General features: G+C 67.5%; 12 protein-coding genes. 6 read left to right on the forward strand and 6 right to left on the reverse strand.

Features of this window, described 5'->3' with window-relative positions; genetic code table 11:
* Positions 1-79 precede the first annotated feature (79 nt).
* The 6 genes from purH to rodA all read left to right on the forward strand — a co-directional run bounded on the left by purH (position 80) and on the right by rodA (position 7266).
* Positions 80-1612, forward strand: a complete 1533-nt coding sequence (gene purH, locus IPM49_09420) for a bifunctional phosphoribosylaminoimidazolecarboxamide formyltransferase/IMP cyclohydrolase (GenBank protein ID MBK9274745.1) — start codon at positions 80-82, stop codon at positions 1610-1612.
* 9 nt (positions 1613-1621) lie between these two features.
* Positions 1622-2647: a rod shape-determining protein gene (locus tag IPM49_09425; GenBank protein MBK9274746.1), complete on the forward strand. Its 1026-nt coding sequence runs from the start codon at positions 1622-1624 to the stop codon at positions 2645-2647.
* 98 nt (positions 2648-2745) lie between these two features.
* Entirely contained in the window at positions 2746-3576 is an 831-nt protein-coding gene (locus IPM49_09430) for a rod shape-determining protein MreC (GenBank protein ID MBK9274747.1), read from the forward strand.
* A complete protein-coding gene (gene mreD / locus IPM49_09435; protein ID MBK9274748.1) occupies positions 3573-4097 on the forward strand; it encodes a rod shape-determining protein MreD in 525 nt (174 codons plus the stop codon). Before IPM49_09430 ends, mreD begins: the two co-directional genes overlap by 4 nt.
* The gene (mrdA, locus tag IPM49_09440) at positions 4094-5947 is read left to right on the forward strand and encodes a penicillin-binding protein 2 (GenBank protein MBK9274749.1); all 1854 of its coding nucleotides are present in this window, start codon (positions 4094-4096) and stop codon (positions 5945-5947) included. The genes mreD and mrdA overlap by 4 nt, the downstream gene beginning before the upstream one ends.
* Positions 5944-7266 (forward strand): rod shape-determining protein RodA, encoded by a 1323-nt coding sequence (rodA, locus tag IPM49_09445; protein ID MBK9274750.1) that lies wholly within the window; start codon positions 5944-5946, stop codon positions 7264-7266. Before mrdA ends, rodA begins: the two co-directional genes overlap by 4 nt.
* Before the next feature lie 52 nt (positions 7267-7318).
* Here the strand turns inward: rodA and IPM49_09450 are convergent, their stop codons facing one another.
* The 6 genes from IPM49_09450 to IPM49_09475 are packed head-to-tail and all read right to left on the reverse strand — an operon-like array spanning position 7319 to position 13602.
* Complete coding sequence (locus tag IPM49_09450; protein ID MBK9274751.1) at positions 7319-9403, reverse strand: peptidylprolyl isomerase; 2085 nt, start codon at positions 9401-9403, stop codon at positions 7319-7321.
* Positions 9404-9445: 42 nt separating this feature from the next.
* Positions 9446-10723, reverse strand: a complete 1278-nt coding sequence (locus tag IPM49_09455) for an HlyC/CorC family transporter (protein ID MBK9274752.1) — start codon at positions 10721-10723, stop codon at positions 9446-9448.
* Positions 10724-10731: 8 nt separating this feature from the next.
* Complete coding sequence (locus IPM49_09460; GenBank protein ID MBK9274753.1) at positions 10732-10941, reverse strand: hypothetical protein; 210 nt, start codon at positions 10939-10941, stop codon at positions 10732-10734.
* 6 nt (positions 10942-10947) lie between these two features.
* A complete protein-coding gene (lptC, locus tag IPM49_09465; protein ID MBK9274754.1) occupies positions 10948-11532 on the reverse strand; it encodes an LPS export ABC transporter periplasmic protein LptC in 585 nt (194 codons plus the stop codon).
* A complete protein-coding gene (locus IPM49_09470; GenBank protein MBK9274755.1) occupies positions 11529-12884 on the reverse strand; it encodes a hypothetical protein in 1356 nt (451 codons plus the stop codon). The genes lptC and IPM49_09470 overlap by 4 nt, the downstream gene beginning before the upstream one ends.
* Positions 12799-13602, reverse strand: a complete 804-nt coding sequence (locus IPM49_09475) for a type III pantothenate kinase (GenBank protein MBK9274756.1) — start codon at positions 13600-13602, stop codon at positions 12799-12801. Before IPM49_09475 ends, IPM49_09470 begins: the two co-directional genes overlap by 86 nt.
* Positions 13603-13639 lie beyond the last annotated feature (37 nt).

Consider the following 13639-nt stretch of genomic DNA (forward strand, 5'->3'; position numbering starts at 1 on the left):
TGGGCAACCTGACCGGAGGGGCCATCACACGCCGTTGGCCGTGGCGTAAACTTGCGCCCATCCTCCACCACCGGGCACGTTGAGCGGAACGAAGCGTATCGGAAGCGCACTGATATCGGTCTATCACAAGGACGGGCTGGACCCCATCGTCCGCGAACTGCATCGGCTCGGTGTCACGCTGTACAGCACCGGTGGCACGCAGGAGTTCATCGCCTCACTGGGGATCCCCGTGGTGCCCGTGGAGGACCTCACGAGCTACCCGAGCATCCTGGGCGGTCGCGTGAAGACCCTGCACCCGAAGGTGTTCGGTGGCATCCTGGGGCGGCGCGACCTCGCGAGCGATGTGGCGCAGCTGGAGGAGTATGCGATCCCGCCGATCGATCTGGTGATCGTGGACCTCTACCCCTTCGAGGCCACGGTGGCCGCCGGCGGCAGCGAACAGGCCATCATCGAGAAGATCGACATCGGCGGCATCAGCCTGATCCGCGCAGGGGCCAAGAACCACGCGGACGTGGTGATCATCGCTTCGCAGGCCCAGTACGGCGACCTGCTGGCCATCCTGCGTGAACAGGACGGGAGCACGGAGCTGGCGGAGCGAAAGCGGCTGGCAGGGCTGGCCTTTGGCGTGAGCAGCCGCTACGACAGCGCGATCCATGGATGGTTCACCGGCGGGTCGGAGGTCATGCCCCCCCTCACCGGTCAACCCACCCACACGCTCCGGTACGGCGAGAACCCCCACCAGCCGGCGAGCTTCCACGGCGATCTCGACGGCCTGTTCGAGCAGGTGCACGGCAAGGCGCTCAGCTACAACAACCTGCTGGACCTGGACGCGGCGCTGGAGCTCATCGACGATCTGGCCACGCTGCCGGGCGTCCCCTTCGCCATCCTGAAGCACAACAACGCCTGCGGTGCCGCGGTGCGCCCCACGGTGAAGGAGGCCTGGGACGCCGCGCTGGCCGGCGACCCGGTGAGCGCCTTCGGCGGCGTGCTCATCACCACCGCGCCGATCGACAAGGTCACCGCGGAGGCCATCGACACCATCTTCTTCGAGATCATCTGCGCACCGGACTATGCCCCTGAGGCCTTGGAGGTGCTGCGCCGCAGGAAGAACCGCATCATCCTCGAACGACGGGCGTCAGGACACCTCGCGCGCAAGTGGCGCAGCGCATTGAACGGCCTGCTCGTCCAGGCTCCGGACGCGGTGGTCGACGGCGTGGCGGACATGCGCACGGCCACACGCCGGGCGCCGACGGAGGCGGAGCTGCAGGACCTGGTCTTCGCCAACATCCTGGTGAAGCACACGAAGAGCAACGCCATCGTGCTGGCCAAAGGCCGGCAGCTGCACGCGAGCGGAACGGGCCAGACCAGCCGCGTGGACGCGTTGGAACAGGCCATCGCGAAAGCGGGGAAGTTCAACTTCGACCTGAAGGGGGCGGTGATGGCCAGCGATGCCTTCTTCCCCTTCCCGGACTGTGTGACCATCGCCGGTGCGGCCGGCATCACGGCGGTGGTGCAGCCGGGCGGCAGCATCAAGGACCAGGAGAGCGTGGACGCCTGCGACGAACGCGGGATGGCCATGTGCATCACCGGCAACCGACACTTCAAACACTGACGCGTCCGCATGGGCCTGCTCAACTTCTTCACCCAGGAGATCGCGATCGACCTCGGGACGGCGAACACCCTGATCATCCACAACGACAAGGTGGTGGTGGATGAGCCGAGCATCGTGGCGGTGGACCGCACCACCGGTCGGGTGATCGCCATCGGCCGCCAGGCGCAGCAGATGCACGGCAAGACGCACGAGAACATCAAGACGGTGAGGCCGTTGCGCGACGGGGTGATCGCCGATTTCCAGGCGGCCGAGGAGATGATCAAGGGCATGATCAAGATGATCAAGCCGGGCCGGCAGCTGTTCACCCCGAACCTTCGCATGGTGATCTGCATCCCCAGCGGCATCACCGAGGTGGAGAAGCGGGCCGTGCGCGACAGCGCCGAGCACGCCGGCGCCAAGGAGGTGTACCTGATCCACGAGCCCATGGCCGCCGCCATCGGCATCGGCATCGACGTGGAGGAGCCGATGGGCAACATGATCATCGACATCGGGGGCGGCACCTCGGAGATCGCGGTGATCGCCCTGGGCGGCATCGTGTGCGACAAGAACATCCGCGTGGCGGGTGACGAGTTCACACAGGACATTGAGGAGTACATGCGCCGCCAGCACAACATCCTGGTGGGCGAGCGCACCGCCGAACAGATCAAGATCGAAGTGGGCGCTGCGATGACCGAACTGGAGAACCCGCCACCCGACTACGCCGTGCGTGGCCGCGACCTGATGACCGGCATCCCCAAGGAGATTACCGTCACCTACAGCGAGATCGCGCAGGCGCTGGACAAGAGCATCAGCAAGATCGAGGAGGCCATCCTCAGCGCCTTGGAGGCCACCCCGCCCGAACTGAGCGCGGACATCTACAAGACGGGCATCTACATGGCCGGCGGAGGGGCTCTGCTGCGCGGGCTGGACAAGCGCATCAGCATCAAGACCAAGCTTCCGGTGCACGTGAGCGAGGACCCGCTGCGGGCCGTGGCGCGCGGCACCGGCATCGCCCTGAAGAACATCGACCGGTTCCAGTTCCTGATGAGGGAGTAATGAGCTGCGAGCGGCGAGTGGCGGGTGCTGCCACGGGGCCTGCGGCCGGCCATCAGGGCAGCACCTGCCACTCGCCGCTCGTCACTCGCCACTCGACCATGCGCGACCTCTTCCGCTTCCTCTTCCGCATCCGCAGCACGCTGCTCTTCCTGCTGCTGATGGCGCTGGCCTACGGATGGGCGCTGAACGGCAACGAGCACCACCGCTCGCGCGCCATCGGCTCGGCCAACACCGCGATCGGCACGCTGTACACCTGGCGATCGGACGTGACCACCTACGCCGGGCTGCGCGAGGAGAACGAGCGGCTGGCCCGCGCCAACGCCGACCTGATGACGCGCGGACGCGGCAACTACGCGCCGGTCTCCGCGCGGTTCATCGCCTTCCACGACACCGTGCACGAACAGCGCTACGCCCACCTGGCCGCGCGGGTGGTGAACAGCACCACGCACAAGCAGCGCAACAGCCTCACGCTGGACAAGGGCAGCCTGGCCGGCGTGGCGCCCGACATGGGCGTCATCGGTGACCAGGGCATCGTGGGCGTGGTGCGGCAGGTGGGTCCCCGCTTCTGCGTGGCCGCAAGCGTGCTCGACCCGGACCTGAACACGAGCGTGCAGCTGAAACGCACCGGGCACTTCGGACTGCTGAGCTGGGACACCGGCGACCCGCGCACGGCCTCCGCGGTGGACATCGCCAAGCACGCCCCGGTGGCCGTGGGCGATACGTTGGTGACGCGCGGAGGCGACGGCATCTTCCCGGCGGGGATCGATGTGGGCGTGGTCACCGAGGTGGTCAACGACCCCAGCAGCAACTATCATACGATCCGCCTGCGGCTCACCGAGGACCTCACGCGCGGCGGCCATGTGTACATCGTGAAGGACCTGCACCGCGTGGAACGGGACACGCTGGAGGCGCGCACCCAGGCCCCATGATCGCCACCATCGTCGCCAACCTGCTGCGCTTCGTGGTGCTCGTCGCCCTGCAGGTGATCGTGCTGGACCACCTCGACGTGGCGAACGGCTGGCTGGTGCCCTACCTCTACGTGCTGTTCCTGCTGATGCTGCCCTTCGAGCTGCCGGCCTGGTCCCTGCTGCTGGCCGGAGGCGCCATGGGCGGGTTGATGGACCTGCTGAGCGACACACCGGGCATGCACACCACCGCGTGCCTCGTGATGATGTACGTGCGCGGCATCTGGCAGCGGCTCATCGCCCCACGCGAGGGATACGAGTACGGCATGCGCCCCGATGTTCAGCACATGGGCCTCTCCTGGACGCTCACCTACGCGGGGGTCCTTGTGCTCGTGCACCACCTGTGGCTGTTCTTCTTCGAACTGCACCGCTTCGACCGCGCGGGCGGCACCCTGCTGCGCGCCGTGGGCAGCGCGACCTTCACCCTGGTGCTGGTGCTGCTGGCCCAGTTCCTGATGCGCACCGACCGACGCGCCCGGGCATGAACTTCGAGGAGCGCAAATACGTCCTGATCGCCGCGGTGGTCCTGATCAGCTCGGTGTTCCTGCTGCGTCTTTTCTGGGTGCAGGTGGTGGACGACCAGTGGAAGGCCGAGGCGGCGAACATCAGTGAGCGCAAGGTGACCGTTTACCCCGCACGCGGGCTCATCCTGGACCGGAACGGCGAGCTCCTGGTGGCCAATACACCGGTGTACGACATCATGGTGGTGCCGCGCGAGGTCGTCGCCTTCGACACCAATGCCTTCGCCGCCCTGGTGGGCGTGCCCGTCGATGAGGTGAAGCGGCGCATCGCCGAGGCCGGCGGTTACAGCAGCTACAAACCCTCGGTGTTCGAAAAGCAGATCACCGCGGACCAGTACGCCGCCATCGCGCCCCACCTGTCGAAGTACCAGGGCTTCTACGGGCAGAGCCGCACGCTGCGCACCTATCCGCGGCGCATCGCGGCGCACCTGCTCGGCTACCTGAGCGAGGTGGACGCGCGGAAGGTGGAACAGGACCCCTACTACAAACCGGGCGACGTGATCGGCGTGGGGGGGCTGGAGCAGTACTACGAGAAGGAGCTCCGCGGCCGGCGTGGCGTGAAGTACGTCGTGGTGGACGTTCACAACAAGGTGCAGGGGCCGTTCCGCGAGGGCCTGTACGACACCCTGGCGCACGAGGGGAAGCACCTGTACACCAGCATCGATGCCCGCATGCAGGCCTATGGGGAGCGCCTCATGAAGGGCAAGAAGGGCAGCATCGTGGCCATCGAACCCGCCACGGGCGAGATCCTCTGCCTGGTGACCTCCCCCACCTACGACCCCGAGCTGCTCGTGGGCCGGGTGCGCAACACGAACTATGGCGTGCTGCAGCGCGACAGCCTGAAGCCGCTCTTCGACCGGGCGTTGCAGGCGCAGTATCCCCCCGGCTCCATCTACAAGATCGTGCAATCGCTGCTGGCGCTGCAGGACTCGGTCATCACGCCGAACACGGGCTTCCCGTGCAACAAGGCATTGGTCGGCTGCCACGCGCATCCCAACGCCGGCACCATCCAGAGCGCGATCCAGTACTCGTGCAACCCGTACTTCTACATGGTGTTCAAGCGGCTGATGGAGCAGGGTGATCACAAGGACCGCTTCACGGCCGCCAGCATCAACCTGGACCATTGGAACACGGGCATGCGGTCCTTCGGCCTGGGGCAGCGTCCCCGGGTCGACCTGCCTGCGCTCAAGGGGGGCAGCATCCCCGACGCGAAGTTCTACGACCGCATCTACGGCAAGGGGCGCTGGGCCTTCAGCACCATCTACAGCGTGAGCATCGGGCAGGGCGAGGTGCTGGTGGTGCCCATGCAGATGGCCAACCTGGCGGCCATCTTCGCCAACAAGGGCTGGTACCGGGACCCGCATGTGGTGCGGGCCGTGGGCCGGCCGGACAGCCTGCTGCCGCAGTGGCAGGAGAAGCATGTGACCGATGTGGATGCGCACTGGTACGACCTGATCCAGGAGGGCATGCGGCGCGTGGTGAACGAACCCGGCGGCACCGCGCGGCAGGCGCGCATCCCCGGCATCACCGTGTGCGGCAAGACGGGCACGGCGGAGAACCCGCACGGGCAGGACCACGCGGTGTTCGTGTGCTTCGCACCGATGGAGGAGCCGCGGATCGCGATGGCCGTGTATGTGGAGAACAGTGGTTTCGGCGGCACCTGGGCGGCGCCGATCGCCAGCCTGCTCATGGAGCAGTACCTCACGGACAGCATCAGCCGGCCCGACCTGGAGCAGCGCATGCTGGAGGCCGACCTGATCGCGCAGGAGAAGTTCTTCCGCAAGAAACCCAAGCCCCCCCGGAGCCGGCGATGAGCACCACACGCGACCGCATCACGGCGCATCTGGACCCGGTGCTGGTGATCCTGTACCTGGTGCTGATGGGCGCCGGCTGGGCCAACATCTACTCCGCGGCCTACCACCCCGACCATCCCGGCCTGTTCGACCAGGGCATGGAGTACGGGCGCCAGAGCGTGTGGATCGTGGCCAGCCTGGTGCTGGGCGCCGGCATCCTCCTCATCCAGGGCCGCTTCTTCCGCGACCTCGCCTGGGCCATCTACGCGGTGGTGCTCGTATTGCTCGCTTTGGTGCTGCTCGTGGGCAAGGAGGTGAACGGCGCCAAGGCCTGGTTCGGTGTCGGCAGCTTCGGCATCCAGCCCGCCGAGTTCGCCAAGTTCGCCACGAGCCTGGCGCTCTCCCGCTACCTCAGCGGCCTCAAGGCCCTGGCCGACCTGCGTTCGCGCGCCATCGCCACGCTCCTCATCCTGGCCCCGGTCGCCCTGATCATGCTGCAGCCCGACACGGGCACCGCGCTCGTCTCCGGTGCCTTCATCCTGGTGCTCTATCGCGAGGGCTTGTCCGGCAACATCCTGCTGATCGCCATCGTGGCCGCGGTCCTCAGCGTGCTGGCGCTGATCCTCAAGGAGAGCAGCTTCGGCCTGCCCTTCACCGAGGTGCGGCTGGGCGGCCAGTACTTCCTCATGGCCCTGATCGCCGGGTTCGCCCTGCTGGCCTTCTGGGCGGTGCGGAACCTGGTGGTGCGGCGCTACCGCAAGCGCTTCTACGGCCTCATCCTCTTCGCCCTGCTGGGCAGCATCGGCTTCATCAGCAGCGTGGACCACCTGGTGAGCGGGCTGGCCCAGCACCAGCGCGACCGCATCCTGGTGATGCTCGGGCAGATGGAGGACCCGCAGGGGCTCGGCTACAACGTGAAGCAGAGCCAGACGGCGATCGGCAGCGGCGGTTTCTCGGGCAAGGGCTACCTGAAAGGCACCCTGACCAAATACAAGTACGTGCCCATGCAGAGCACCGACTTCATCTTCTGCACGGTGGGCGAGGAATGGGGCTTCCTGGGGACCACGACGGTGGTGTTGCTCTTCACGCTGCTCATCCTGCGATGCATCCAGATCAGCGACCGGCAGCGGAGCCGGTTCTCGCGCATCTACGCCTACTGCGTGGCCTGCGTCTTCTTCCTGCACCTGATGATCAACGTGGGCATGACCATCGGTCTGGCGCCTGTGATCGGCATCCCACTGCCCTTCTTCAGCTACGGCGGCAGCTCGCTGCTCGGCTTCACCATCCTGCTGGGCATCCTGGTGCGGCTGGATGCCGAACGCCTCACCCAGCTGCGCTGAAACGAGGAGCGGGCCCCGGAAGGCCCGCCCGAAAGGAGGATGAGCGGTCCGCTCAGTAGAACCGGCTGCGTTCGTCCACCACGTTGGCGGCCTCGCGCAGGGCGCCGAACAGGTTGCCCTCGGCCCGGCCCTGCATGCGCTGCAACAGGCTGGTGCGTTCGGCGTTCACGTCGGCCAGCTCGGGCGCAGGCGTCAGGGCGGTCATGTTCACCACGTACACCGCATTATCACCCTTGATGGGGCCGCGGGTCTCCCCGGCCGGGATGGCGAAGATGTGCCCGATGACCTCGGTCTCGGTGAAACCGCCGGGGATGCTGGTGGCGCTGAAGGCCAGGTCGGCGGCGTTCTGTACGGTGCCACCCAGTTCAGCGGCCAGGGCATTGAGGTCGGTCTTGCCCGTCATGCCGGCCATCCAGGCCTCGGCCTTCTTCTCCTTCACCGCCTCGCGGGTGAAGACCTCACGCACGTCATCGAGTTCGGGGCGGCCCTGGGCACGCACCTTGCGCAATAGGGCCACCACGTAGCTCTCGCCCACTTCGATGGGCTCGCTGGCCTTGCCGACCTCTGCGCGGTTCACCCAGCTGATGAGGCTGAACGGCTCCTGAAGGCCGGGTACGAAACGCTGATCGGCGCGCAGCTCGTCCACGTTCATGAACTGCAGCCCACGCTGCTCCGCGGCGGCCTTCATGCTGTCGACCGTGGCGTGGTTGAGGCTGAACTCGTTGGCGGTCTTGTACACCTCCTTGTAGGTGGCGGGCAACGGCTTGATGCGGCGGGTGAGGCTCACCACACGGCGCTCATCGCGGTCACGCTGACCCAGCACCTCCACGATGTGGTAGCCGTAGGTGGTCTTGGCGATGGTGATCGCACCGACCTTCTCATCGAAGCTCGCCTTGGTGAACTCGGGCACCATGCGGGTGCGGTCGAACCACTCGTAGACGCCGCCGTTGGGCACGCTGCCGGGGTCCTCGCTGTACTTCTTCACCAGGTCCTCGAACACGCCCTTGTTGCGCTTCACGGCGGCGAGCACGCTGTCGGCGCGTTGCTTCACCTCATCCTCGGGCTTGCCGCTCTGGGTGCTGAGCAGGATGTGGCGCACACGGGCCTCCTCCACCTTGGCCAGTTCCTTCACCTTCACCAGCTTGAAGTTCTGCCCCTCGCGGAACGGTCCCACCACGGTGCCCACGGCCGCGGCCTGGATCAGGCTGTCGTTGAGCGCATCGGCGGTGCCCGGGCTGTACGGGGTCACGGTGTAGCTCCGGTCCTCGCTGTTGGCGGTGATGAAGAGGGAGTCGTTGGTGGCGGCCTCCAGATCGGGCTTCAGGGCGGCCATCTCGGAGCGCAGCTGCTCGATGTCGGCGGCGGTGGCCGTCACCGGGAAGGTGACGTAGTCGAAGGCGCGCGAAGGCTTCTGGGCGTACCGCTTGTCGTCCTTGTGGGCCTCGTAATAGCGGCGCAGCTCCTGGTCGCTGACGGTGTACAGGCTGTCCGGCTCGCTGTCGTACCGCTTGGCCACGAAGTTGAACGTGGCCTTGGCGTTGCGCTGCATGTGGTCGTCCTTCACCTGGGCGGCGTTGACGAAGACGCTCTTGCGCACCAGGGTGTTGTACTTCGTGATCAGCCGGTTGGTGATCATCCGGCGTTTCTGGATCTCGTGGTAGACCGGGGCATTGGTCTGCACGCTCTCGAAGTAGTTCCGGAGGGCATCCTTGCTGGGCTGGCCATCGGGACCCTGGAAGTTGGGGTTGCCCTTGAACTCGGCCAGGACGTTGTTGCCGAAGCGGATGTCGTCGTACTCCTCCTTGCTGAGGGAGGAGCCGAAGCCGGCCTCCTCGGCGCTGCGCAGCAGGGTGTGCTCACGCACCACCTCCTGCCACACGCTGTTGCGCACCTGCTCGGTCATCTGGCCGTCCACGGTCTGCCCGAAGTCGTTCCGGTAGCTGTCCAGTTCATCGCTCACGCGCTTCTCGAACTGCACCAGGGGGATCTCCTCGCCGTTGATGGCGCCGACGGCCTGGTCGTTGATGTTGCTGCCGCGGTTGCTGAAGAGGTCGGTGAGGATGAAGGCCACCATGGCGCCGCCCACCAGGACGAGGAGGAGGCCGCTGCGCTCACGGATCTTGCCAATGACTGCCATGGGTGCTCTGTTGAAAGGGGTGCAAATATAGGCGGCTGGCCCTTAGGGGATATAGCCCTTCACGGGGTCGGTCACCAGCAGGCGCACCAGGTCGATGCGGCTGTGGGCGATCTGGGCCACGGTGAAGCGGAAGGGCCCCAGGTCGATCACCTGCCCCTGCTCGGGCAGCGAGCCGGTGTGGTGCAGCAGCAGGCCGGCCAGGGTGTCGTACTCCTCGCTCACCGGCAGGGCCAGTCGGTGGGCCTCCACCAGGTGCTCCACCTCGGTGCGGGCGCTCAGCAGGAACTCGTGCTCGCCCACCCGCTCCTCGACCCCCTCGCCGCTGTCGTGCTCGTCCTCGATGTCGCCCACGATGGTCTCCACCACGTCCTCGATGGTGAGCAGCCCGGCGGTGCCCCCGAACTCATCCACCACCACGGCCACATGGGTGCGCTGCTTGGTGAACTTCTGCAGGACCTCATCGGCCGGCATGGTGCCCGGGATGAAGTCCACCGGCCGCAGCACCGAGCGGATGGTGCGTGGCTTGCGGAACATCTCGTAGCTGTGCACGTAGCCGATGATGTTGTCGATGCTGTCCTTGTAGACCAGCATCTTGCTGAGGCCGCTCTCGGCGAAGCGCTGGTGGAGGACGCCCACGGGCTCCTCCACCTCGATGGCCTCGATCTCGGCGCGCGGCACCATGACATCGCGGGCCTTGGTGGCGCTCAGGGCCAGGGTGTTGCGGAAGTACTCCACCTCGGCGTCCATCTGCTCGGGCCGGGGGCCGTCGGCGCTCATCTCGCGCAGGAAGGCATCAAGGTCCACCCGCCCGAAGGTGGGGCGGCGCGCCTGGCCCCTGACCCCGAAAAGCCGCAGCAGGCCCTGGCTCACCCCGGTGAGCAGCATCACGAGGGGCCAGAGCAGCACATAGAGCAGACGCAGGGGCAGGGCGAAGAGGGCCAGGCTGTTGTTGGGGTCGATGCGGAACACGGCCTTCGGAAGGAACTCCGCCAGGATGAGGATCACCAGGGTGCTGAGGCCGGTCTGGGCCGCCAGCACGAAGAGCTCGTTGGGGTGGATGCCGCGCAGCCAGGGCTCCAGGACCTGGGCGGTCACCAGGCCGAAGACCACCAGGGCGATGTTGTTGCCCACCAGCAGGGCGCCGATGACGCGTGCCGGCCTGTCCAGCAGCGGCGCCACCAGGACCGCCCACCACGCGCCCTGCTTGCGCTGCAACTCGATGTAGAGCTTGTTGCTGGTGACGAAGGCGATCTCCAGCCCCGAACAGAGAGCGGACACCAACAGGCTGGTGATGAGCAGGATGACGTCGGCCGTGGCCATGGGAGTGCCTAGGCCTTGCGGGCCCGGTCGTCCATGGCCTCCAGCTTGCCGCGCACCATGCGGCGCATGCCCCACATGGCCGCGGCGATCACGGGGAACCACAGCCAGCGCGCACCCTCCTGCCAGCCGTTCACGGCGATGGCCCAGATGGCGGCCAGCAGGGTGCCGATGGCCACGGCGAGCCAGAAATGCTCCATGAAGCGGTGGACCTTGCGCATGGCGGGTCAGGGGGCCTGGGTGGCGAAGGTATCGCCCGTGGCGACAACGAAGGTGCCGGTGATGCGCGTGATGGTGTAGCGGCTGAAGTCCTCATTGGCCTCCAGGCCCACCCCATGGATGACGTCGGTGCCGCGGGCGATGCGGACCGGCCGGTCGGTGTGCACCCGTCCGCTGTCCTGGCGCCACACCAGGTGCTCGGTCTCCAGCCGTTCGCCGCGGGCGTTGGTGAACACGACGTTCTCGCTGACCTCCATGCGCTTCTCGGCCGGCAGGATCACGCCACGCCGGGCGGTGAGGACGCTGCCGGGCCTGCCGGTGCGGTCGAAGAACGTCAGCTCCAGGCCCTCGCTCAGCTCGGTGCGGCGCCTGTCCTTGGCAAGGTGTTCGGCGATGCGGCCTGCACGCAACCGGTTCTGCAGGCGACCGCTGTCGGTGAAGAGGTACTCGGCATCACTGGTGATGCGGTCCGGCGCGTCGGCGGCCACCTCCACGGCGGCCACACGGTCCAGGTCGTTGGTGCAGGCCACGGGCAAGGTGGCCAGCGCGCCGAGGACGAGCCAGGGCAGGGGGCGGCCCGCGCCCGGGGTCATTCGATGCGGCGCTTTCGGAACCACACCTCGCGGATGTCCGGGGTGATGGTGAAGCCCACGTACAGGTCGAGGAATCCCTCGCTGATCCGACCCGCTGCGGGGGTGGTGCGCTGGCCCAGGTCCGCTCCGATGGTGAAGCGTGAGCGCGTCATGGAGCCCATCAGGGGCAGCGACAGACCGGCGCTCACCGCGGTCTCGCGCAAGGCCTCGCCGCCCACGCGGAGGTAATCCTGAGCATGGCGCAGGCCAAGGCGGTAGGTGGTGCGGCCCAGGAAGGAGCCGTTGCGCAGGCCGAGGGGGGTCCAGGCCGCGCCGACGGCATACGCGATGCTCGGCCCAAGGTCCTCCGGCAGGCTGTAGCCCTCCACGTCCAGACGCAGGCTGCTCCAGTCACGCAGACGGGCCTCGGCCGTCACGGTCCAGGTGGGGCTCACGAGCCCCACGCCCAGCCCCCAGGCGGTGGGAAGGCCCACGGTGCCCCGGGCCCCGTCCGAGAAGACGATGGTGTCGCGGAAGGTCTCCACCCCCGTGGTGGTGGCCGTGAAGGAGTTCACGAGCTCGGTGCGGCGCGCGCTGATGGCCAGGCCGGGGTCGACGCTCAGGGCCACGGTGTACCGGAGCGGCTCCTCGTCCAGCGTGGTGCGGCGGCGCAGGTCGCCGAGGTATTGCAGGCCGATGGTGGCCCCGGGCCCCCGCATCACCAGCGAGGAGAAGGCCTGGGTGTTGAGGTAGTTGGCGCCCTCGGGGTAGTAGGCCTTGCGGGTGCGCTCGATGCCACCGAAGAGGTACATGAAATTCGCCCCGGCGGTGAGCTTGTGCCCGTTGCCCAGGGAGTCGCGCTGCTGCCACACCGTGGCCCCCACCCCGGCGAAGGCCTTGTTCAGGCCTCCGGAACCCTCGTACGTGTAGCGCACGGTGCTTCCGTCGGGCAGGGTGCCACTGTCGCTGATGCGGTAGCCCACATCGGTGAACGGGGAAAGGCCCACCGCAAGACCGGCCTTGCCTCTGGCGAAGGGGATCCCGACGCTGAGGCCCAGGGGCCGCACGGCGCCGCGCTGCTGTTCACCTTCATCGGAACGCAGGCGCACCCAACGGGCGAGGCCTCCGATCTCGAAGGTGGGCTTCAGCAGATGGGCGTAACTGGCGGGCTGCTGGGCACTGACGCTGTAGGGATCGGTGGCGGCCACGCCCACCCCGCCCATGGCGGCCTGCACCACCTGGTTGGTGTTCAGCAGGTCGCCGAAGCCGTAGGAACTGTACGGCGATTCATCGCTTTCCTGCGCCTGCATCGGCCGCGGGCCCGCCAGTCCCAGGACCGCGAGGATGGAGGCGGTGATGCGCGAGCAGGACATGGAGGCCACGAAGGGTCAGGAGCGGGTCGGCAAAGATGCCACTTTTGAGGGCCGCAGCGTAGCCGGGCGCAGCGCCGCCGGTGAGCACAACGGCCAGGTCAGGGTGTTGTTGCCGCAACTCACCGATCATTCCGCTCAGTTCGAACCGCACGCCGTGGTGGATGCCCGAGGCCAGGCCCCCCTGCGTGTCGGCACCCACGAGGGCTGGTCGACCGGGATCCTCCACCAGGGGGAGGCGCGCGCTGTACCGATGCATGGCCTGGCCGCGCATGCGGGGTCCGGGGCTGATGGCCCCCCCCACGAAGCCGGAGCCGGGGATCACCAGGTCGTAGGTGATGCAGGTGCCCAGGTCGATGGCCAGGGCGGGACGATGGGGGAACAGGTGGTGCAACGCGGCCGCGTTGGCCAGGCGGTCCACCCCCAAGGTGCCGGGGCTCGCATAGGCGTTGGGCACAGGCGCGGGCGAGCCACCGGTGAGCTCCACCACGGGGGCATGCGCGTGGAGCAGCGGCAGCAGCGGGGCGACCGGGACGCCCACCGAGGCCACCGCGATGTGCATGGGACGGTCGGCGCCCAGGAAGTCGCGCAGCACCAGCGGGTCGAGCCGCTCCACCCGGGTGAAGCGCAGCACCCGGGTGCCGCGGAACAGCGCCAGCTTCACCCGCGAGTTGCCGATGTCGACCACCAGGTCGAGGTCGGGTTGGTCCGTGGATCCCATCCTACTATCTTTGCCGCCCTTGTCCGCCGTCCTGTTC

Source organism: Flavobacteriales bacterium (genome assembly GCA_016715895.1).
In the GTDB taxonomy this organism is placed as follows: domain Bacteria; phylum Bacteroidota; class Bacteroidia; order Flavobacteriales_F; family PHOS-HE28; genus PHOS-HE28.

Excerpts from the sequence above, each read along its gene's own strand:
- IPM49_09425 (MBK9274746.1), top strand. The coding sequence starts at position 1,622 with ATGGGCCTGCTCAACTTCTTCACCCAGGAGATCGCGATCGACCTCGGG.
- IPM49_09430 (MBK9274747.1), top strand. The coding sequence starts at position 2,746 with ATGCGCGACCTCTTCCGCTTCCTCTTCCGCATCCGCAGCACGCTGCTC.
- mreD (MBK9274748.1), top strand. The coding sequence starts at position 3,573 with ATGATCGCCACCATCGTCGCCAACCTGCTGCGCTTCGTGGTGCTCGTC.
- mrdA (MBK9274749.1), top strand. The coding sequence starts at position 4,094 with ATGAACTTCGAGGAGCGCAAATACGTCCTGATCGCCGCGGTGGTCCTG.
- rodA (MBK9274750.1), top strand. The coding sequence starts at position 5,944 with ATGAGCACCACACGCGACCGCATCACGGCGCATCTGGACCCGGTGCTG.
- IPM49_09450 (MBK9274751.1), bottom strand. The coding sequence starts at position 9,403 with ATGGCAGTCATTGGCAAGATCCGTGAGCGCAGCGGCCTCCTCCTCGTC.
- IPM49_09455 (MBK9274752.1), bottom strand. The coding sequence starts at position 10,723 with ATGGCCACGGCCGACGTCATCCTGCTCATCACCAGCCTGTTGGTGTCC.
- IPM49_09460 (MBK9274753.1), bottom strand. The coding sequence starts at position 10,941 with ATGCGCAAGGTCCACCGCTTCATGGAGCATTTCTGGCTCGCCGTGGCC.
- lptC (MBK9274754.1), bottom strand. The coding sequence starts at position 11,532 with ATGACCCCGGGCGCGGGCCGCCCCCTGCCCTGGCTCGTCCTCGGCGCG.
- IPM49_09470 (MBK9274755.1), bottom strand. The coding sequence starts at position 12,884 with ATGTCCTGCTCGCGCATCACCGCCTCCATCCTCGCGGTCCTGGGACTG.
- IPM49_09475 (MBK9274756.1), bottom strand. The coding sequence starts at position 13,602 with ATGGGATCCACGGACCAACCCGACCTCGACCTGGTGGTCGACATCGGC.